Below are 16,598 nucleotides of genomic sequence, written 5' to 3'. Positions count from 1 at the left end.
CAGCGCATCTGTTTTTTGCCAATCTTTCTTTTATGCTCTCTCCAGCAAGCACAAAAACAGGGACATTCCCCGATGATATTGGCACCACTGAAATCCCGTATCCTTATCGCTCTTACGGCATCTGCCCTGCTGATACCGGCGGCGGCTTCCGCCCAGTCAGCGGATGTCTGGCGAAAGGGGATTTCGACGGTCGGGGAGCTGAAACATCCTGATGGTTTCGACCATTTCGACTATGTGAATACCAAGGCGCCGAAGGGCGGCACATTGCGCCTGTCGACATCAGGCACTTTCGATACGCTCAACCCGCTGCTCGCCAAGGGCGAAAGGGCGACGGGCCTTTCACTGGTTTACGATACGCTGATGAAGTCGACGGAAGAGGAGCTTTCGGCCTCCTATGGTTTGCTGGCCGAGGGCGTGAGTTATCCCGACGATATTGCGAAGGCGACGTTCCGGCTGCGGCAGGACGCCAAATGGGCCGATGGCAAGCCGGTGACGCCGGAGGATGTCGTCTTCAGCTTCGAAAAAGCGAAGGATCTGAGCCCACAACTCTCGACCTATTATACCCACGTCACCAAAGCGGAAGTGAGCGGCGAAAGAGACATCACCTTCACCTTCGATGAAAAGAACAATCGCGAATTGCCGCAGATCGTCGGGCAATTGCTGATTGTTCCCAAGCACTGGTGGGAAGGCACCGGCCCGGACGGCAAACCGCGCGACATATCGCGCGGCACCCTGGAGCCGGTCATGGGCTCCGGCCCCTACAAGATCGCAGCCGTCTCTCCCGGCTCGTCCGTCACCTATGAGCGCCGTGACGACTACTGGGGCAAGGACGTCAATGTGAATGTGGGGATGAACAATTTCAAAACCATCGCCTACACTTTCTTTGCCGATCAGGACGTAGAATTCCAGGCCTTCAAGTCCGGCACCATCGATTTCCGGCAGGAAGCTTCCTCCAGCCGCTGGGTCACGGGTTATGATTTTCCGGCCGTGAAGGAAGGCCGCGTTAAGAAAGAGGAGTTGCCGAATATCTATCGCTCCGTCGGCATCATGCAGGCTTTCGTGCCGAACATGCGGCGCGAGAAGTTCCAGAACCCCAACCTGCGCAAGGCACTGAACTACGCGTTCGATTTCGAAGAGCTGAACCGCACGCTGGCTTACGGTCAGTTCCAGCGCATCAACAGCTTCTTCATGGGCAGCGAACTTGCCTCCTCCGGCCTGCCGACCGGCCGTGAGCTGGAAATTCTTCAGGAGCTGAAAGATCAGGTCCCGCCGGGAGTCTTCACGACGGAATATCGCAACCCGGTGGCCGGTGATCCCACCAAGCAGCGCGATAATCTGCGCGAAGCGGTGAAGCTGATGAAGGAGGCCGGTTACGAGCTGCGCGGCAACCGCATGGTCAATGCGGCAACCGGCCAGCAGCTGGATATGGAGTTTCTGATCGATTCCTCCGGTATGGAAAGAACCATTCTTCCCTATGTCCAGAACCTGAAGAAGATCGGCATCAACGCCACCATCCGCACCGTCGACGCCTCACAATATACCAACCGTACCCGCAGCTTCGATTTCGACGTCACGATCAAGCTCTGGGCGACGTCGGCCAATCCCGGAAACGAGCAGGCGGATTTCTGGGGTTCGGCAGCAGCCGACCGGCAGGGTTCCAACAACGTCGCCGGCATCAAGAACCCGGCCGTTGATGCATTGGTCCGGAAGGTCATATTTGCGCCCAACCGGGATGAACAGGTGGCCGCCGCCCGCGCGCTCGACCGGGTGCTTCTGGCAAACAGCTATGTCATTCCGCAATTTTACCGTGGCGAGATGTTCATCGCCTACTGGAACACCCTCGTCCGCCCTGAAAACCTGCCCGAATATGGCGTCGGTTTTCCGGACGCGTGGTGGTCCAGCCAGGCCGGGAACTGAGGCTGGCCTTGCTTTCGCGGCGAAGGCTTGATTCACATAGGGCGAGACGAATCGCTTGGAGCGTACGCAAGGCGCTTTCACGAAAGGACCGGGTTTGACTGAAACGAAAACCGCTGGCGTAACGGCCGGGAGCAGAGGCTGATGGGCGCCTATATCCTCAGACGTCTGGCACTGATGATCCCGACGATCGTCGGCATCATGGGCATTTCGTTTCTCGTCATCCAGTTCGCGCCGGGCGGGCCGGTGGAACAGGTCGTGGCGCAGCTGACCGGGCAAGGGGATAGCGCCTCCGACCGGCTCTCGGGCGGCGGCGATCTTATGGGTCAGTCCGGTGGTTTCGATGAAAGCGGCTCGAAATATCGCGGCGCCCAGGGTCTTGATCCGGAGCTGATCAAGAAGCTCGAAAAACAGTTCGGCTTCGACAAGCCGCCGCTCACCCGTTTTCTTGAAATGATGTGGAATTACATCCGCTTCGATTTCGGCGACAGCTTCTTCCGCAACTCGTCGGTGATCGATCTCATCATCGACAAGCTGCCGGTCTCGGCGTCGCTCGGCTTCTGGATCCTGATCATTTCCTACATCATCTCCATTCCGCTCGGCATCAAGAAGGCCGTGTCGGATGGTTCGACCTTCGATGTCTGGACATCGGGCATCATCATCATCGGTTATGCGGTGCCGAGCTTCCTCTTCGGCATCCTGCTCATCGTTCTTTTTGCCGGCGGGTCGTTCTTCGACTGGTTTCCGCTGCGCGGTCTGGTCTCTGATAATTTTGACCAGTTGAACTGGTGGCAGAAGATTATCGACTATTTCTGGCACCTAACGTTGCCATTGATCGCGCTCTCCCTTTCGGCCTTCGCGACGACGACGCTTCTGACCAAGAATTCCTTCATCGACGAGATCAAGAAGCAATATGTCGTCACCGCCCGCGCCAAGGGCCTTACCGAACGCAGGGTTCTCTATGGCCATGTCTTCCGCAACGCGATGCTGATCGTGATCGCCGGTTTTCCGGGCGCCTTCATCTCGGCCTTCTTCACCGGCTCGCTGCTGATCGAGAATATCTTCTCGCTGGATGGTCTCGGTCGTCTCGGTTATCTCTCGGTCGTCAACCGTGATTATCCGATCGTCTTCGGCACGCTCTTCATCTTCTCGCTGATGGGCCTCGTCGTCGGCCTCCTGTCCGACCTGATCTACACGTGGATCGATCCGCGCATCGATTTCGAGCGGAGGGACGTGTGATGACGCTTGCCCATCCCGCCGGAACCGAAACGCTGGTAAAGCCGAAGCGCCCGTGGTTTTCGCCGACGACCAAGCGCCGCTGGCAGAATTTCAAGGCGAACCGCCGCGGATACTGGTCCTTCTGGCTGTTCCTGATCCTGTTTTTCCTCAGCCTGATGGCGGAATTCATCGCCAATGACAAACCCATTCTCGCCTCCTACAAGGGCGAGCTTCTGGTGCCGGTCATGGTAGATTATCCGGAGGAGAAATTCGGCGGCTTCCTGGCCCAGACCGATTACAAGTCCTCCTTCATTCAGGACGAGATCAACGCCAATGGCTGGATGATCTGGCCGCCGATCCGTTATTCCTATCAGACGGTGAATTCCAATATTCCGCATTCGGCACCCACGGCACCCTTCTGGCTGATGGATGAAAAGGAGCGCTGCTCGGCCTACCCGCAAGGCAACGCCGATCCCGGCTGCACGCTTGGCAATCTCAACTGGCTCGGAACCGACAATCAGGCGCGTGATGTTACGGCACGAATGATCTACGGCTTTCGCATCTCCGTGCTGTTTGGCCTGACGCTGACCATCGCCTCGGCCCTCGTCGGCGTCACGGCCGGCGCCATTCAGGGTTATTTCGGCGGCTGGACGGACCTGCTTCTCCAGCGTTTCATAGAAATCTGGTCGTCCATGCCGGTGCTTTACATCCTGCTGATCATCGCGGCCATCCTGCCGCCGGGCTTCTTCGTGCTGCTTGGCATCATGCTGCTGTTTTCATGGGTCGGCTTCGTTGGCATTGTCCGTGCCGAATTCCTGCGGGCCAGAAATTTCGAATATGTCCGTGCTGCCCGGGCACTCGGGGTCGGCAACTGGACGATCATGTTCCGCCATCTTCTGCCCAACGCCATGGTGGCGACGCTGACCTTCCTGCCCTTTATCCTTTCGGGTTCGATCACCACGCTCACTTCGCTCGATTTCCTCGGCTTCGGCATGCCGCCGGGATCACCGTCTCTGGGCGAGATGATCGCGCAGGGCAAGAACAACCTTCAGGCGCCCTGGCTCGGCCTCACCGCCTTCTTCACCATGTCCATCATGCTCTCGCTGTTGATCTTCGTGGGTGAAGCGGTGCGCGACGCCTTCGATCCACGCAAGACGTTCCGGTGATCGCCATGACGGAAACAAATATCCAGCCGCTTCTCTCCGTCCGTGATCTCTCCGTCGCCTTCCATCAGGGTGGCGCGACCAGCGTCGCTGTCGACCACGTTTCCTTCGACCTGATGCCGGGCGAGGTCGTCGCCCTTGTCGGGGAATCCGGTTCCGGCAAATCGGTGACGGCGAATTCCATCTTGAAATTGCTGCCCTATCCGGCGGCGAGCCACCCGTCGGGCAAAATCCTGTTCGACGGCAAGGACATGCTGACCCTGCCGGAACGGGCGCTGCGTGCCGTGCGTGGCAACGACGTCACCATGATCTTCCAGGAGCCGATGACCTCGCTCAACCCGCTCCACACCATCGAGCGGCAGATCGGCGAGATACTGGAACTGCATCAGGCCATCACCGGGGCAGAGGCGCGGGCGCGAACGCTGGAACTGTTATTACAGGTCGGCATCCGCGAGCCGGAAAAGCGGCTGAAGGCCTATCCGCACGAACTGTCGGGTGGCCAGCGGCAGCGTGTGATGATCGCCATGGCGCTAGCCAACCGGCCGAAACTGCTGATCGCCGACGAGCCGACCACTGCGCTCGACGTGACGGTGCAGGCGCAGATCCTGGAACTGCTCGGTGATCTGAAAACGCAGCACGGCATGTCCATGCTGTTCATCACCCACGATCTTGGCATCGTCCGCAAATTTGCCGACCGCGTCTGCGTCATGACCAAGGGCAAGATCGTCGAGACCGGCACGGTGGAGCAGGTATTTACCGATCCTCAGCACGCCTATACGCGCCATTTGCTGGCTGCCGAGCCGAAGGGCGAGCCGCCGCATTCCGATGCGAGCAAACCGGTGGTCATGCAGGGTGACGACATCAAGGTCTGGTTCCCGATCAAGGCGGGACTGATGCGCCGGGTGGTCGACCATGTGAAGGCGGTGGACGGTATCGATATTACCCTGCGTGCCGGCCAGACCGTGGGCGTGGTGGGCGAATCCGGCTCCGGCAAGACGACGCTTGGTCTCGCGCTCTCGCGGCTTATTGCCTCGCAGGGCCGCATCAGCTTCATCGGCCAGTCGATCGACAGCTATTCCTATGAGATGATGAAGCCGCTGAGGAACCGGCTGCAGGTGGTGTTTCAGGACCCCTATGGTTCGCTCAGCCCGCGCATGTCGGTGGGCGAAATCATTGCGGAGGGCCTGAAGGTACACGAGCGTTCTCTCTCCGCCGACGAGCGCGATACGCGTGTTGCGATCGCACTGGAAGAGGTGGGCCTCGATCCGGCGACCCGCTGGCGGTATCCGCATGAATTTTCCGGCGGCCAGCGTCAGCGCATTGCCATTGCCCGCGCCATGGTGCTTAAACCCCGTTTCGTCATGCTGGACGAGCCGACATCCGCACTCGACATGAGCGTGCAGGCGCAGGTGGTCGATCTGCTGCGCGATCTCCAGGCGAAGCATGAACTCGCCTACCTCTTCATCAGCCACGACCTGAAGGTGGTGAAGGCGCTCGCCAACGACCTGATCGTCATGCGCCACGGCAAGGTGGTGGAGAGCGGTCCGGCGGCAGAGATTTTCGCCAATCCGCAGCAGGACTATACCAAGGCGCTGCTGGCAGCCGCCTTCAACATCGAGGCGGTGAAAACGAAAGCGGTCAGCCAGTAAGACGCATCGCATTTTCCATTAAGGCAATGATTTTTCTGTTGCTTCGCGGAAAACGCCGACCCATGTTGCGGTAAGCGTGACTGGGAAACGGATTGATTGCGATGGCAGCGGATGTGGTCGTTTTGGGAGCGGGGATCATCGGGGTCTCCGTCGCTTTGCAACTGGCCCGAAGGGGCAAATCGGTGGTGCTGGTGGACCGGCGCGGGCCGGGCGAAGAGACCTCTTTCGGCAATGCCGGGCTGATCCAGAGAGAGGGCGTGGTACCTTATGGCTTCACGCACGACCTTGCGCTGCTGCTGCGCTATTCGCTGAACAACAGGATCGATGTCCGTTATCGGCTCTCGGCCCTGCCGAGGATTGCGCCTTTCCTCGGCCGTTACTGGTATAATTCCGCAACCTTGCGACATGCCGCGATTGCCCGCGCCTATACACCGTTGATCGAACATTCGGTCTCCGAGCACAGTATCCTGATCGACGAGGCGAAGGCTGGCGATCTGATCGTGAAAAACGGTTGGATGACGGCCTACAGGACCGCCGCAAGGCGGGACGCCGATTATGCCGTTGCCGAGGGTCTCCACCGCGACCACGGCATTTCCTACTCGAAACTCGATGCCGAGGAACTGGCTACGGCCGAACCGTATCTCAGCCGTGATTTCGTCGGCGGCTTGAAATGGAATGATCCCTGGTCAGTACGCGATCCGCACGCGCTGACGCTTGCCTATGTCAAACTGTTCGAAAGCCTTGGCGGAACCTTTGTCCGGGGTGATGCCTCCACCCTCAGCCAGACGGTTAGCGGCTGGACGGTGCGCACCGAGACAAGCGCTGTGGAGGCCGAACATGCCGTCGTGGCGCTTGGCCCCTGGGCGGACACGGTGACGGAAAGGCTGGGCTATCGCTTCCCGCTCGGCGTGAAGCGCGGTTACCACATGCATTATGCGCCGCAGGAAGGCACAAAGCTCAACAACTGGCTGATCGACGCGGAGCGCGGTTATTTCCTGGCGCCGATGCGAAAAGGCATCCGCCTGACGACCGGTGCGGAATTTGCCGAACGCGATGCGCCAAAATCCCCGGTACAGATCGAGCGGGCGGAACGGGTTGCCCGCACCGTCTTTCCCCTCGGCGGCAGGCTGGATGCGGAGCCGTGGATGGGTGCCAGGCCCTGCACGCCGGACATGATGCCGATCATCGGTAAGGCGCCGCGCCACAAGACCCTGTGGTTCGCCTTCGGCCATGCCCATCACGGTCTGACGCTTGGGCCGATCACCGGCCGTGTTCTGGCAGAAACCATGCTGGGAGAAGCGCCGGTTATCGCCATCAATGCCTATCGTCCGGAAAGGTTCAATCCCTGATAGCCGGAGCATCGGACCGAAAAGTGTAGTATGGTTTTCGGAAAATCCGATGCTCAAACAAAAACTTAGAGCGGCGGAACGATTCCGTTTTTATCTGCGCCGCACTAAATCCGCTGGCCTTCCTGTGACAGGCCACGTAACATGGTCCCATGCAAAGGGGAAAAGGGGCAAACGTCATCATGGTGGCGAGGTTTCTCATCTATCAGCAGCAGGACGACTTTCGTTAGCGAAACTCGCTGCGCATGAAACGAGATGGAAACGGCTTGCTGGTGCATGATGGATGATATTGAAAACGCAAAGAAATTTTTCGCCGATAACCCCGATATCGAAATTCTCGAAGCTTTTGTCATAGACGCGAACGGCGTTCCGCGCGGCAAATGGATTCCGCGCGAACGGGCAATCGACGTGCTTGAAAAGGGAATGGCGATCCCGCGATCCGTTTATGCGCTGGATATCTGGGGCAGGGATGTGCACGCCGCAGGTCTCGCCGAAGGCACGGGTGATCCGGACGGCTTTTGTTTCCCCGTTCCCGGCACGCTGTCGCGGGTGACATGGCTTGGCCGTCCGACGGCGCAGGTTCTGCTGGCGATGAAAAACCCGGATGGAACCGGCTTTTACGGGGATCCGCGCCATGTTCTGTCGCAGGTTCTGAACGCCTATAAAAAAGCTGGCCTCACGCCGGTCGTAGCCACCGAACTTGAATTTTACCTGATCGATCCCGTTCGCTCGGCGCTTGATCCGGTGCGCCCGCCGCATAGCCGTGAGGGGCGCTGGCACACCGGCCAGACGCAGGTTCTGTCGATTTCCGAATTGCAGGATTTCGAGGATGTCTTCCATGATATCGCGACAGCCTGCCGCGCCCAGGGCGTGCTTGCCGATACGACGCTGCGGGAGAATGGCCCCGGGCAATATGAGATCAACCTCAATCATGTGCCGGATGCCCTGCAGGCGGCCGATTTCGCAGTCTTCCTGAAACGTATCGTCAAGGGCGTGGCGCGGCGGCATGAACTTGACGCCACCTTCATGGCCAAGCCCTATGGGCTACAGGCCGGCAACGGCATGCATGTGCATTTTTCCGTTATCGACAAGGACGGCAGGAATATCTATGCCGGGGAAGACGGCCCTTCGGATGCGCTGATGCATTCGGTCGGCGGCCTGTTGGAAAATATGGGGGAGAGCATGGCGATCTTCGCACCCCATGCCAATTCCTATCGCCGCCTGACCCCCAGCGAACACGCTCCCACCTATGCCTCCTGGGGCATCGATAACCGCTCGGCGGCGGTGCGCGTGATCGTTGCCAGCAAGGCGGCGACACGTATCGAGCATCGGGTGGCCGGTGCCGATACCAATCCCTATCTGGTCCTCGCGATGATCCTCAGCGCCGCACTCGCGGGCATGAAGGAGAAGCGCCAGCCCGGCGGCGCGATCGCCGGCGACAGCCACGCGATCAATCACGAACCGCTTCCCACCAACTGGGATTACGCGTTGCAGCGCTTCACGCGTTCGAGTTTTGCCTATGCAACGCTTGGCCAGAAGTACCGCACGTTGTTTTCCGCCTGCAAACAGCAGGAGCTTTCCGAATTTTCCCTGCGTGTAACCGACGTCGAATATGACGCCTATATCAGGACGGTGTGAGATGGCTGAGGTAACGAATATTCCAAATCCCGGTCATACATCGTCGTGGTATGCTGCCTCCGCCAATGTGAAAACCGTGCGGCCCTCGCTGGAGGGGACGCTGGAAGCCGATGCCTGCATCATCGGTGGCGGTTTCACCGGCATTTCCGCCGCGCTGGAACTCAGTGAACGTGGTTATTCCGTCATCGTTCTGGAAGGCGTGCGGGTCGGCTTCGGCGCTTCGGGCCGCAATGGTGGCCAGATCGTCAATGGCTATAGCCGTGATCTCGAAACCATCGCCCGACGTTACGGCCACGAAAAGGCGGTGAAGCTCGGAGAAATGTCGCTGGAAGGCGGCGCGATCATCCGGGGTCGCGTCGCCAAATACGGCATCGACTGCGATCTCATCGATGGCGGTTTCTTCGCCGCCTTTACGCCGAAGCAGATCCGCGAAATGGAGGCTCACAAAGCCCATTGGGAAAAACACGGCCATGGCGGTCTCGAAATGGTCTCCAAGGCGGATGTCGGCCATTATGTGAAGACCGACCGTTATGCCGGCGGCATGATCGACCGCTTCGGTGGCCACATCCACCCCCTCAATCTGGTGCAGGGTGAGGCCGCGGCGGCCGAAAGCCTTGGAGCCCGTATATTCGAAAACTCCCGCGTCATCGCGGTGGAGCAGGGCGCCAATCCCATCGTGCGCACGGCGACGGGCAGCGTGAAGGCGAAATATGTTCTCGTCTGCGGCAATGCCTATCTCGGAACATTGCTGCCGGAAATCGGCGAGCGGATGATGCCGGTCTCAAGCCAGGTCATGGCGACGGAGCCGCTTGATGCCGACCTGATCGAGGCCCTTCTGCCTGCCAATTATTGCGTCGAGGATGCCAATTACATTCTCGATTATTACCGCCGCACGTCGGATAACCGCCTGCTTTATGGCGGCGGCATCGGTTATGGTGGCAGCGACCCGACCGACCTGACGGGTGTGATCCGGCCGAACATGCTGAAGACCTTTCCGCAACTGGAAAAGACCAGGATCGAATTCGCCTGGAGTGGTAACTTCGCGCTGACCCTGACGCGCATCCCGCATATGGGCAAGCTTTCGGATAATATCTACTTCTCACACGGCGACAGCGGCCATGGGGTGACGACCACCCATCTGCTCGGCAAGATATTGGGCGAGGCCGTTGCCGGCCACGCCGAACGTTTCGATATCTGGAGTTCGCTGCCGAACTACCCGTTCCCCGGCGGCAAGACGTTCCGCGTGCCGCTGACCGTGCTCGGCGCATGGTGGTACGGCTTGAGAGACAAGCTGGGGCTCTAGAACGTTACCGTCTTCAGGCCGGCAAGCGCGTTTGCGGTGATCTCTTCGGGTGTGGTGTCGATGCTGACGGTTACGACGCCCGGCTCGCCGGTCGGCACTTCCAGCGTGGCAAGCTGGGTCTGAAGCAGCGAGAGCGGCATGAAATGGCCCTTGCGTTCACCCATACGCCGGCTAAGCAGCTCCAGGCTGCCGTCCAGATAGATGAAAACGAGCGGACCACCGGTCGCTTCGCGAAGACGGTCGCGATAGATTTTCTTGAGTGCGGAGCAGGAAACCACGACACCCTTGCCTTCGCTACCCTTGCGCAGTTCCGCACCGATCAGGTCGAGCCACGGCCAGCGATCTTCGTCCGTCAGCGGAATGCCCTCGGACATCTTATCGACATTGGATTTCGGGTGAAGCTTGTCGCCCTCTATGAAGGCAACGCCCAGTTTCTCAGCTACTGCTTCCGCGACCGTGGACTTCCCAGAGCCGCTCACTCCCATCACGACAATTGCCTGTGTCACCCGAACCTCGAATGTTTCTGTTTCGACGGTCAGCCCCTACCATGTGCGGCGGGTGGCGGGAACCTTAAATTTGGGTGGCTCCGCATGTCAGTGCCCGGTTTTGCGGGCTGCGGACCTTTCCAGTGCGGAAAAGCCGGCGTGGATGAGGATCGCCAGTGCCGCGACGATCAAACCGCCCTGGAGAATGAAGGCGAGATTGTTGGATTGCAGGCCGGCGATGATCACTTCGCCGAGCGTGCGGGCGGCAACCGTCGAACCGATGGTGGCGGTGGAAAGGCTGATGACCGCCGAAAGCCGGATGCCGGCGAGAATGGCCGGAAGGGCAAGCGGCAGTTCCACTTTGACCAGCTGCTGCCAGCCGGTCATGCCGCTGCCTCTGGCGGCATCCATCACCGTGGCCGGTAGGGTGGTCAGCCCGGTCAGCGTATTTTCGAACACCGGCAGAAGCGCATAAAGAAACAGGGCGATGAGCGTGGGTTTTTCGCCAAAACCCATCATCGGCACGGCCAGTGCCAGCACCGCCACCGGCGGAAAGGTTTGGCCGATATTGACGATGCTGCGCGACAGCGGCAGGAAATCCGCCCCGAAAGACCGGGTGACGAGAACCGCAAGCGCCCCCGCCGTGAGCGTGGCCAGTCCGGTTGCGATGGCAACCGTGGTCAGATGCGAGAGCGTCAGGGAAAAGAGATTGGCCTGCGTGTAGATGGCTGGCGCATTGGCCTGCACGAGAGGGCGAAAGATCGGCGTGAAGATTTGCGGTGCGGCAAGAAAGATGATCAGCGCCAGCACCAGAAGGCCAAGAGAGAAAAAAGAAAAGGCGTTTTTCATGGGGCGCCAGTGGCACGCTGGAGGAGAACGTCACGTCGCACCAGGCCGATGGGTCGCCCATCGTCTTTTATGACAGGCAAGACATCGCAGCCCGCCCATAACATGGCCGAAAGGGCATCGCGCTGGCTGGTGCCTTCGGTGAGCGGCGTACCTTCCGCACTTCCCGGCTCCACGATGTCGGCGACGGAGAGAACCGAAAGCAGTTTGAGCGCGCGTTCGTTTTCGCCGATCATGGTGCGGACGAAATCCGTCGCCGGTTTCAGCACCAACTCCGTCGGCGGGCAATCCTGCACGATGCGGCCCTTGTCCATCACGGCAATGCGATCCGCCAGATGGAAAGCCTCGTCCATGTCGTGCGTGACGAGGACGATGGTGACGCCGAGCTTCTTCTGGATATCGAGAAGGTCGTTCTGGGCCTTGGCGCGGATCACCGGGTCCAGCGCGCCGAAGGGTTCGTCCATCAGGAGAATGTTCGGTTCTGCCGCCAGTGCGCGGGCTACGCCGACGCGCTGCTGCTGGCCGCCGGAAAGCTCGTGCGGAAAACGATCCGCATAAAGCCCGGGATCAAGCTGGAACAGATGCATGAGCGCGTCGATCTTGGCCTTTATGCGCTGGCGGTCCCAGCCGATCAGCTGCGGCACGGTCGCGATATTTTCCGCCACGGTTCGGTGCGGAAAAAGTCCATGGCCCTGAATGGCGTAGCCGATCTGACGGCGTAGTTTGAAACCCGGAATGGCGCTGACATCTTCGCCGTCGATGCGGATCGCACCGGAGGTCGGTTCCACCAGCCGGTTGATCATGCGCAGCAGGGTGGTTTTCCCCGATCCGGACGTGCCGACGATGACGGTCACGGTGCGCGGCGCAACGGTCAGTGATACCTGATCCACAACGGCCGTATCGCCATATCGTTTCGTGATGGTGTCGATCTCGATCATGGCTTCTGCCTTCCGCCTGCGCTGAAGAGATTGCTGTCTATGAGGGCGTCGAGTGTGATCGCGGCGGCAAAGCCAAGGAGAACGGTCGGGGCGGTGCCGAGCAGCACAAGATCCATGGCTGTCTGCCCGATGCCCTGAAACACGAAAACACCAAAACCGCCGCCGCCGATCAGGGCGGCGATTGTCGCGAGCCCGATATTTTGCACCAGCACGATGCGAATGCCGGTGAGAATGACCGGCATGGCGAGCGGAAATTCCACCCGCAGCAACCGCTGCACCGGTGTCATGCCAAGCCCGCGTGCCGCTTCCAGGACCGCCTGGGAAACGCCGGCAAGACCGACCACCGTGTTGGAAACGACCGGCAGCAGCGAATAGAGAAACAGCGCCACGAAGGCCGGCGCCATGCCGATGCCGGCAATGCCGATCCTCGCCGCGCCCGGCACGGTGGCTGCAATCCATCCGAGCGGGGCGATCAGAAGGCCGAACAGGGCGATGGAGGGAATGGTCTGGACGATGTTGAGACTGTTCAGAACGCCTGCCCGCAGCCGCTCGACCTTGTAACAGAGGATGCCCAGCGGAATACCCACGACGGTCGCGGCGATCAGCGACCCGATGGCGAGCTCCACATGCCGCACCGCCTCGGTCCAGAATATGTCGGCCCGGCCGGTATATTCCTTGATGATGGAGAGATCATTCCAGAGGCCGCTTGCCAGCAGGGCGGAAAGTGCGGCGGTCGCCAGCAGTAACAGCAAGATCCGGATGGCGGGTTTCGGCTCAAGACGTGCGATACAGTCCGTGGCGAGCAGAGCCAGCCCGGCAAAGAGCAACCAGAAACCGCTCGACGGCGAGACGCGGGCAAAACTGTTTCCTTCCGGCGTGAGAAATGAGGCCGCCTGTCCGACAAAAACCGAGAGCGCCGCTAGACCGCCCAGTGCGGCTGCAAGCTTCAGCCGCGCGGGAAAGCGGAAAAAGGCGATGAATGCCGCAAGAAGAATGATGGCCGCAAGGAGTGTCGCGGCCGGCGATGGTAGGGCCTCGAAGATTGTTCGTGTTTCCCCCTGAACAATCCGGTTGGCGCGAAACGTCATGAAGGGCGATGCAAAAAGCGCATAAAGAAGCAGGCACGAAATCAGCCCGCCCACCTTGTCAGGCCATTTCGTCAAATCCTGCTCCCCTGTACCCTGGGTTGGGATCGGATGATGAGACTGCTTCCGTTCTCATCCCTCCTCTTCCAGCGCCATGAGCCACTACTTGACGAAACCGTTCTTTGCCAGGAAGTCCAGCGCCACGGTCTTCGCCTGCTCGCCGCCTACCTGCACGCGGGCATTCAGATCCTGTAGGGTCGCAAGATCAAGCTTTTCGAACACGGGTTTCAGCAGTTCCTCGATATTGGGGTGCTTTTTCAGAACCTCTTCGCGAATGATCGGCGCGGGCTGATAGACCGGCTGCACATGCTTGTCGTCTTCCAGAACCACAAGACCGGAAGGGGCAATGCCGCCATCCGTGCCATAGACCATGGCGGCATTGGCATTGTTCGTCTGGTTGGCGGCAGCGGCAATCGTGGCCGCTGTGTCACCACCGGAAAGCGTGATCAGCTGATCCGGCTTCATGGTGAAACCATAGGTCGTCTGAAAGGCGGGCAGGGCGGCGGCGGAATTGACGAATTCGGAGGAGGCGGCAAGAACCACCGCGCCGCCATCGGTAACATATTTGCCGAAGTCGGAAAGCGTCTTCAGATTGTTCTCGTCGGCGACATCCTTGCGCAGCGCAATCGCCCAGGTGTTGTTGGCCGGAGATGGCGTCAGCCAGACGATCTTGTTGGCATCGTAGTCGAGCGTTTTTGCCTCTTCATACCCCTTGGTGGCGTCCTTCCAGAGCGGATCATCCGCCTTGGAGAAAAAGAAGGCGGCATTGCCGGTGTATTCCGGATAGATGTCTATCTCACCTGCGGTGATTGCTTTTCGGACGACCGGGGTTGCGCCGAGCTGGATGCGATCCGTCGTCTCGATCTTGTTCTGGTTCAGGACAGCGAGGATGATGTTGCCGAGAACACCGCCCTCCGTGTCGATCTTCGACGACACCACCACCTGCGCCTGAGCGATGGAAACAGAAAAGGCAAGCGCAAGTCCGGCGCCTGTCAACGTCATCAAGCGGTTCATGAATAGTCCTCCGGTGGGTCAGCCTGCCGAACAGGCGAAAGATCGCCGCCGCAATTGCGGCGGAGTATCAACGGCCGGGAGGAAAAAAGGTTGCACGCCGTCCGAATTTTCGCGTCGAGGGTCCGGTTGGCACCGAGAGCCAGCGCTCGTCAGGCGTCGCCGTCCCGCTTGCGGGCATCCTTACCCATGACGAGCGGCATGAGAACGGACAGGAAGAGAAGCCGGATGACGTGATGTGAGCCGACATAGGCGGTATCGGCATGCATCATCACCGCCATGGCCGCCATGGTTTCAAGACCACCCGGCGCATAGGCGATCATGACCGCATTAAGCGGCACGCCGGTCACGCGGGAAATCAGCCAGGCAATGCTGCCGGCAATCACCATCACGGCAATGGTGACGACGAGGCCGGCCAGAAAGCCCTTGCGGACCTCCATCAGCGAGACATTCGAAAAGCGCGTGCCGATAAGGCAGCCGATCAGCACATAGACCGGCAGGCTGAGCCATGTGGGCACGCCACCTTCAGTAAGGCCGGTAATATGCGTGCCGATGGAGATCGCAACACCACCGAGCAGCAGGGCGGCGGGGAATTTCCAGCGCAGGAAAAGCCACCCGGTCAGAAGCGAGGCAGCGATGGTGAGCACCAGCGTAAAAAGGCCCATTGGCGGGTTTGTGATCAAGGGTTCCGTGCTGACCAGATCGAAATATTCGACGATCAGCGGCACGGAAAGCGTCAGCGCCAGCACGCGCACGCTTTGAACGATGCTGACGGTAGCAAGGTCGCTTTTCGTCTCGGCGCCGAGGCTGATGATGTAGCTGAGATGGCCGGGGGAAGCGCCGAGCATCGCCGTTGTCCGGTCGTAACCGAAACCGTAATGCAGGATCCAGTAAGCGACATAGAGCATGATCACGACGGCGACGAGGACGACGGCGAAGCTCAATGGCCATGTCTTGGCGGCATCGATGACCGAGGGCGTTACGCTCGTTCCCATGGAAATGCCGACGACAACGAAACAGGCATTGCGGATGAAGGCGGGAACGCCAAGCCTTATGCCGGCCAATCCCGTGATCGTCACGGCAAGTGCCGGCCCGGAAAGAAACGGCGCTGGAATATTGATGAGGCTGGCAAGCAGTGCACCCATGCTGCCGACAAGCGCGGTAAGCGCAAATGTGTGGAATTCAGGCTTGATGATCATTGCGACGCTGATTGGTTGCTTGAAAAAGCTCGCGACCAAATGCGCCGCTTCGTCTCGCGGCGTCAACCTTGAGGGCTGAAAATATTACATTTCATGAGCATTTCATAAAAAAAGCCCGTGACCTGTGGCACGGGCTCTGGATGTCGCCGTTTGGGCAACGAAAAGGTCAGGCAGCCGGAAGTGCGGCAACCTTCGGCATTTCCGTATCGAGCCCAAGCAGGAAGTTGATCTGCGGGCGCGCCTTGACGAGATCATCGATCGAATATTCCGTCAGCACGTCGAAGAAGGCATTCAGCGCCTTGCGCAGCGCTGAATTCAGGCCGCAGCTGTCCACGAGCGGACATTCAACAGCGCCGTCCTCAAAGCACTCAGCCATGGCGAAGCTATCTTCCGTCACCCGCACGACGTCGAACAGGCTGATCTTGTCGGCAGGCTTGCCAAGGCGCACGCCGCCATTGCGGCCGCGCACGGTTTCGACGAGGCCCGCTTTGTTGAGCGGCTGCAGGATCTTGAACAGGAACAGCTCAGATACGCCATAGGCCCTGGCAATCTCTGGAATGCGGCTCAGCTTGCCTTCATTCGCAGCGCAATACATCAACATGCGAACGGCATAGTTGGTCTGTTTGGTCAAACGCATGCTGGTCTCCTAACTCTCAATGTGGAGTTATATAGTCTCTTTTTCAGTTTAGAACAATTCCAGAAACTGAAAAAACTGGCACCCACCCGATATTTCTCGAACCGCC

At 59.6% G+C, this 16,598-nt stretch carries 14 protein-coding genes; 7 read left to right on the top strand and 7 right to left on the bottom strand.

What is annotated here, in order from left to right; genetic code table 11:
* The first annotated feature begins 72 nt into the window (after positions 1-72).
* The 7 genes from QD336_RS06775 to QD336_RS06745 all read left to right on the top strand — a co-directional run bounded on the left by QD336_RS06775 (position 73) and on the right by QD336_RS06745 (position 10,231).
* Complete coding sequence (locus tag QD336_RS06775) at positions 73-1,917, top strand: extracellular solute-binding protein (RefSeq protein WP_499169939.1); 1,845 nt, start codon at positions 73-75, stop codon at positions 1,915-1,917.
* 141 nt (positions 1,918-2,058) lie between these two features.
* The gene (locus QD336_RS06770) at positions 2,059-3,153 is read left to right on the top strand and encodes a microcin C ABC transporter permease YejB (RefSeq protein ID WP_269341509.1); all 1,095 of its coding nucleotides are present in this window, start codon (positions 2,059-2,061) and stop codon (positions 3,151-3,153) included.
* Positions 3,153-4,298: an ABC transporter permease gene (locus QD336_RS06765; RefSeq protein ID WP_499169938.1), complete on the top strand. Its 1,146-nt coding sequence runs from the start codon at positions 3,153-3,155 to the stop codon at positions 4,296-4,298. The genes QD336_RS06770 and QD336_RS06765 overlap by 1 nt, the downstream gene beginning before the upstream one ends.
* A gap of 5 nt (positions 4,299-4,303) precedes the next feature.
* Positions 4,304-5,944: an ABC transporter ATP-binding protein gene (locus QD336_RS06760; RefSeq protein ID WP_499169936.1), complete on the top strand. Its 1,641-nt coding sequence runs from the start codon at positions 4,304-4,306 to the stop codon at positions 5,942-5,944.
* A 101-nt stretch (positions 5,945-6,045) separates the two neighbouring features.
* Positions 6,046-7,293 (top strand): NAD(P)/FAD-dependent oxidoreductase, encoded by a 1,248-nt coding sequence (locus QD336_RS06755; protein WP_499169934.1) that lies wholly within the window; start codon positions 6,046-6,048, stop codon positions 7,291-7,293.
* Positions 7,294-7,566: 273 nt separating this feature from the next.
* Positions 7,567-8,928, top strand: a complete 1,362-nt coding sequence (locus QD336_RS06750) for a glutamine synthetase family protein (RefSeq protein WP_499169933.1) — start codon at positions 7,567-7,569, stop codon at positions 8,926-8,928.
* Position 8,929: 1 nt separating this feature from the next.
* Positions 8,930-10,231 (top strand): NAD(P)/FAD-dependent oxidoreductase, encoded by a 1,302-nt coding sequence (locus QD336_RS06745; RefSeq protein ID WP_499169932.1) that lies wholly within the window; start codon positions 8,930-8,932, stop codon positions 10,229-10,231.
* Here the strand turns inward: QD336_RS06745 and QD336_RS06740 are convergent.
* The 7 genes from QD336_RS06740 to rirA form a co-directional block, all read right to left on the bottom strand.
* The gene (locus QD336_RS06740) at positions 10,228-10,716 is read right to left on the bottom strand and encodes a gluconokinase (protein ID WP_269342400.1); all 489 of its coding nucleotides are present in this window, start codon (positions 10,714-10,716) and stop codon (positions 10,228-10,230) included. The genes QD336_RS06745 and QD336_RS06740 overlap by 4 nt on opposite strands.
* Before the next feature lie 108 nt (positions 10,717-10,824).
* Positions 10,825-11,565, bottom strand: coding sequence for an ABC transporter permease (locus tag QD336_RS06735; RefSeq protein WP_499169930.1), 741 nt, complete (start codon positions 11,563-11,565; stop codon positions 10,825-10,827).
* On the bottom strand, positions 11,562-12,500 hold the full coding sequence (locus tag QD336_RS06730) for an ABC transporter ATP-binding protein (RefSeq protein WP_499169928.1): 939 nt from the start codon (positions 12,498-12,500) through the stop codon (positions 11,562-11,564). The genes QD336_RS06735 and QD336_RS06730 overlap by 4 nt, the downstream gene beginning before the upstream one ends.
* Positions 12,497-13,663 (bottom strand): ABC transporter permease, encoded by a 1,167-nt coding sequence (locus QD336_RS06725; RefSeq protein ID WP_499169927.1) that lies wholly within the window; start codon positions 13,661-13,663, stop codon positions 12,497-12,499. The genes QD336_RS06730 and QD336_RS06725 overlap by 4 nt, the downstream gene beginning before the upstream one ends.
* A gap of 84 nt (positions 13,664-13,747) precedes the next feature.
* Positions 13,748-14,659 carry a glycine betaine ABC transporter substrate-binding protein OsmF gene (gene osmF / locus QD336_RS06720; protein ID WP_499169925.1) on the bottom strand — a complete coding sequence of 304 codons (912 nt, stop codon included), beginning with the start codon at positions 14,657-14,659 and terminating at the stop codon, positions 13,748-13,750.
* A gap of 149 nt (positions 14,660-14,808) precedes the next feature.
* A complete protein-coding gene (locus QD336_RS06715; RefSeq protein ID WP_499169924.1) occupies positions 14,809-15,855 on the bottom strand; it encodes an AbrB family transcriptional regulator in 1,047 nt (348 codons plus the stop codon).
* Between the two features lie 166 nt (positions 15,856-16,021).
* A complete protein-coding gene (rirA, locus tag QD336_RS06710) occupies positions 16,022-16,492 on the bottom strand; it encodes an iron-responsive transcriptional regulator RirA (RefSeq protein ID WP_269341520.1) in 471 nt (156 codons plus the stop codon).
* Between the last annotated feature and the right edge of the window lie 106 nt (positions 16,493-16,598).

Origin of the sequence: Rhizobium sp. BR 250 (genome assembly GCF_047445855.1) — a bacterium.
Taxonomy (GTDB): Bacteria; Pseudomonadota; Alphaproteobacteria; order Rhizobiales; family Rhizobiaceae; genus Agrobacterium; species Agrobacterium tumefaciens_I.
This window is presented reverse-complemented; position numbering and strand designations above follow the sequence as displayed.

What these genes read in the sequence shown, in the direction of transcription:
- QD336_RS06775 (WP_499169939.1), top strand. Translation starts at nt 73, where the DNA reads ATGATATTGGCACCACTGAAATCCCGTATCCTTATCGCTCTTACGGCA.
- QD336_RS06770 (WP_269341509.1), top strand. Translation starts at nt 2,059, where the DNA reads ATGGGCGCCTATATCCTCAGACGTCTGGCACTGATGATCCCGACGATC.
- QD336_RS06765 (WP_499169938.1), top strand. Translation starts at nt 3,153, where the DNA reads ATGACGCTTGCCCATCCCGCCGGAACCGAAACGCTGGTAAAGCCGAAG.
- QD336_RS06760 (WP_499169936.1), top strand. Translation starts at nt 4,304, where the DNA reads ATGACGGAAACAAATATCCAGCCGCTTCTCTCCGTCCGTGATCTCTCC.
- QD336_RS06755 (WP_499169934.1), top strand. Translation starts at nt 6,046, where the DNA reads ATGGCAGCGGATGTGGTCGTTTTGGGAGCGGGGATCATCGGGGTCTCC.
- QD336_RS06750 (WP_499169933.1), top strand. Translation starts at nt 7,567, where the DNA reads ATGATGGATGATATTGAAAACGCAAAGAAATTTTTCGCCGATAACCCC.
- QD336_RS06745 (WP_499169932.1), top strand. Translation starts at nt 8,930, where the DNA reads ATGGCTGAGGTAACGAATATTCCAAATCCCGGTCATACATCGTCGTGG.
- QD336_RS06740 (WP_269342400.1), bottom strand. Translation starts at nt 10,716, where the DNA reads ATGGGAGTGAGCGGCTCTGGGAAGTCCACGGTCGCGGAAGCAGTAGCT.
- QD336_RS06735 (WP_499169930.1), bottom strand. Translation starts at nt 11,565, where the DNA reads ATGAAAAACGCCTTTTCTTTTTTCTCTCTTGGCCTTCTGGTGCTGGCG.
- QD336_RS06730 (WP_499169928.1), bottom strand. Translation starts at nt 12,500, where the DNA reads ATGATCGAGATCGACACCATCACGAAACGATATGGCGATACGGCCGTT.
- osmF (WP_499169925.1), bottom strand. Translation starts at nt 14,659, where the DNA reads ATGAACCGCTTGATGACGTTGACAGGCGCCGGACTTGCGCTTGCCTTT.
- QD336_RS06715 (WP_499169924.1), bottom strand. Translation starts at nt 15,855, where the DNA reads ATGATCATCAAGCCTGAATTCCACACATTTGCGCTTACCGCGCTTGTC.
- rirA (WP_269341520.1), bottom strand. Translation starts at nt 16,492, where the DNA reads ATGCGTTTGACCAAACAGACCAACTATGCCGTTCGCATGTTGATGTAT.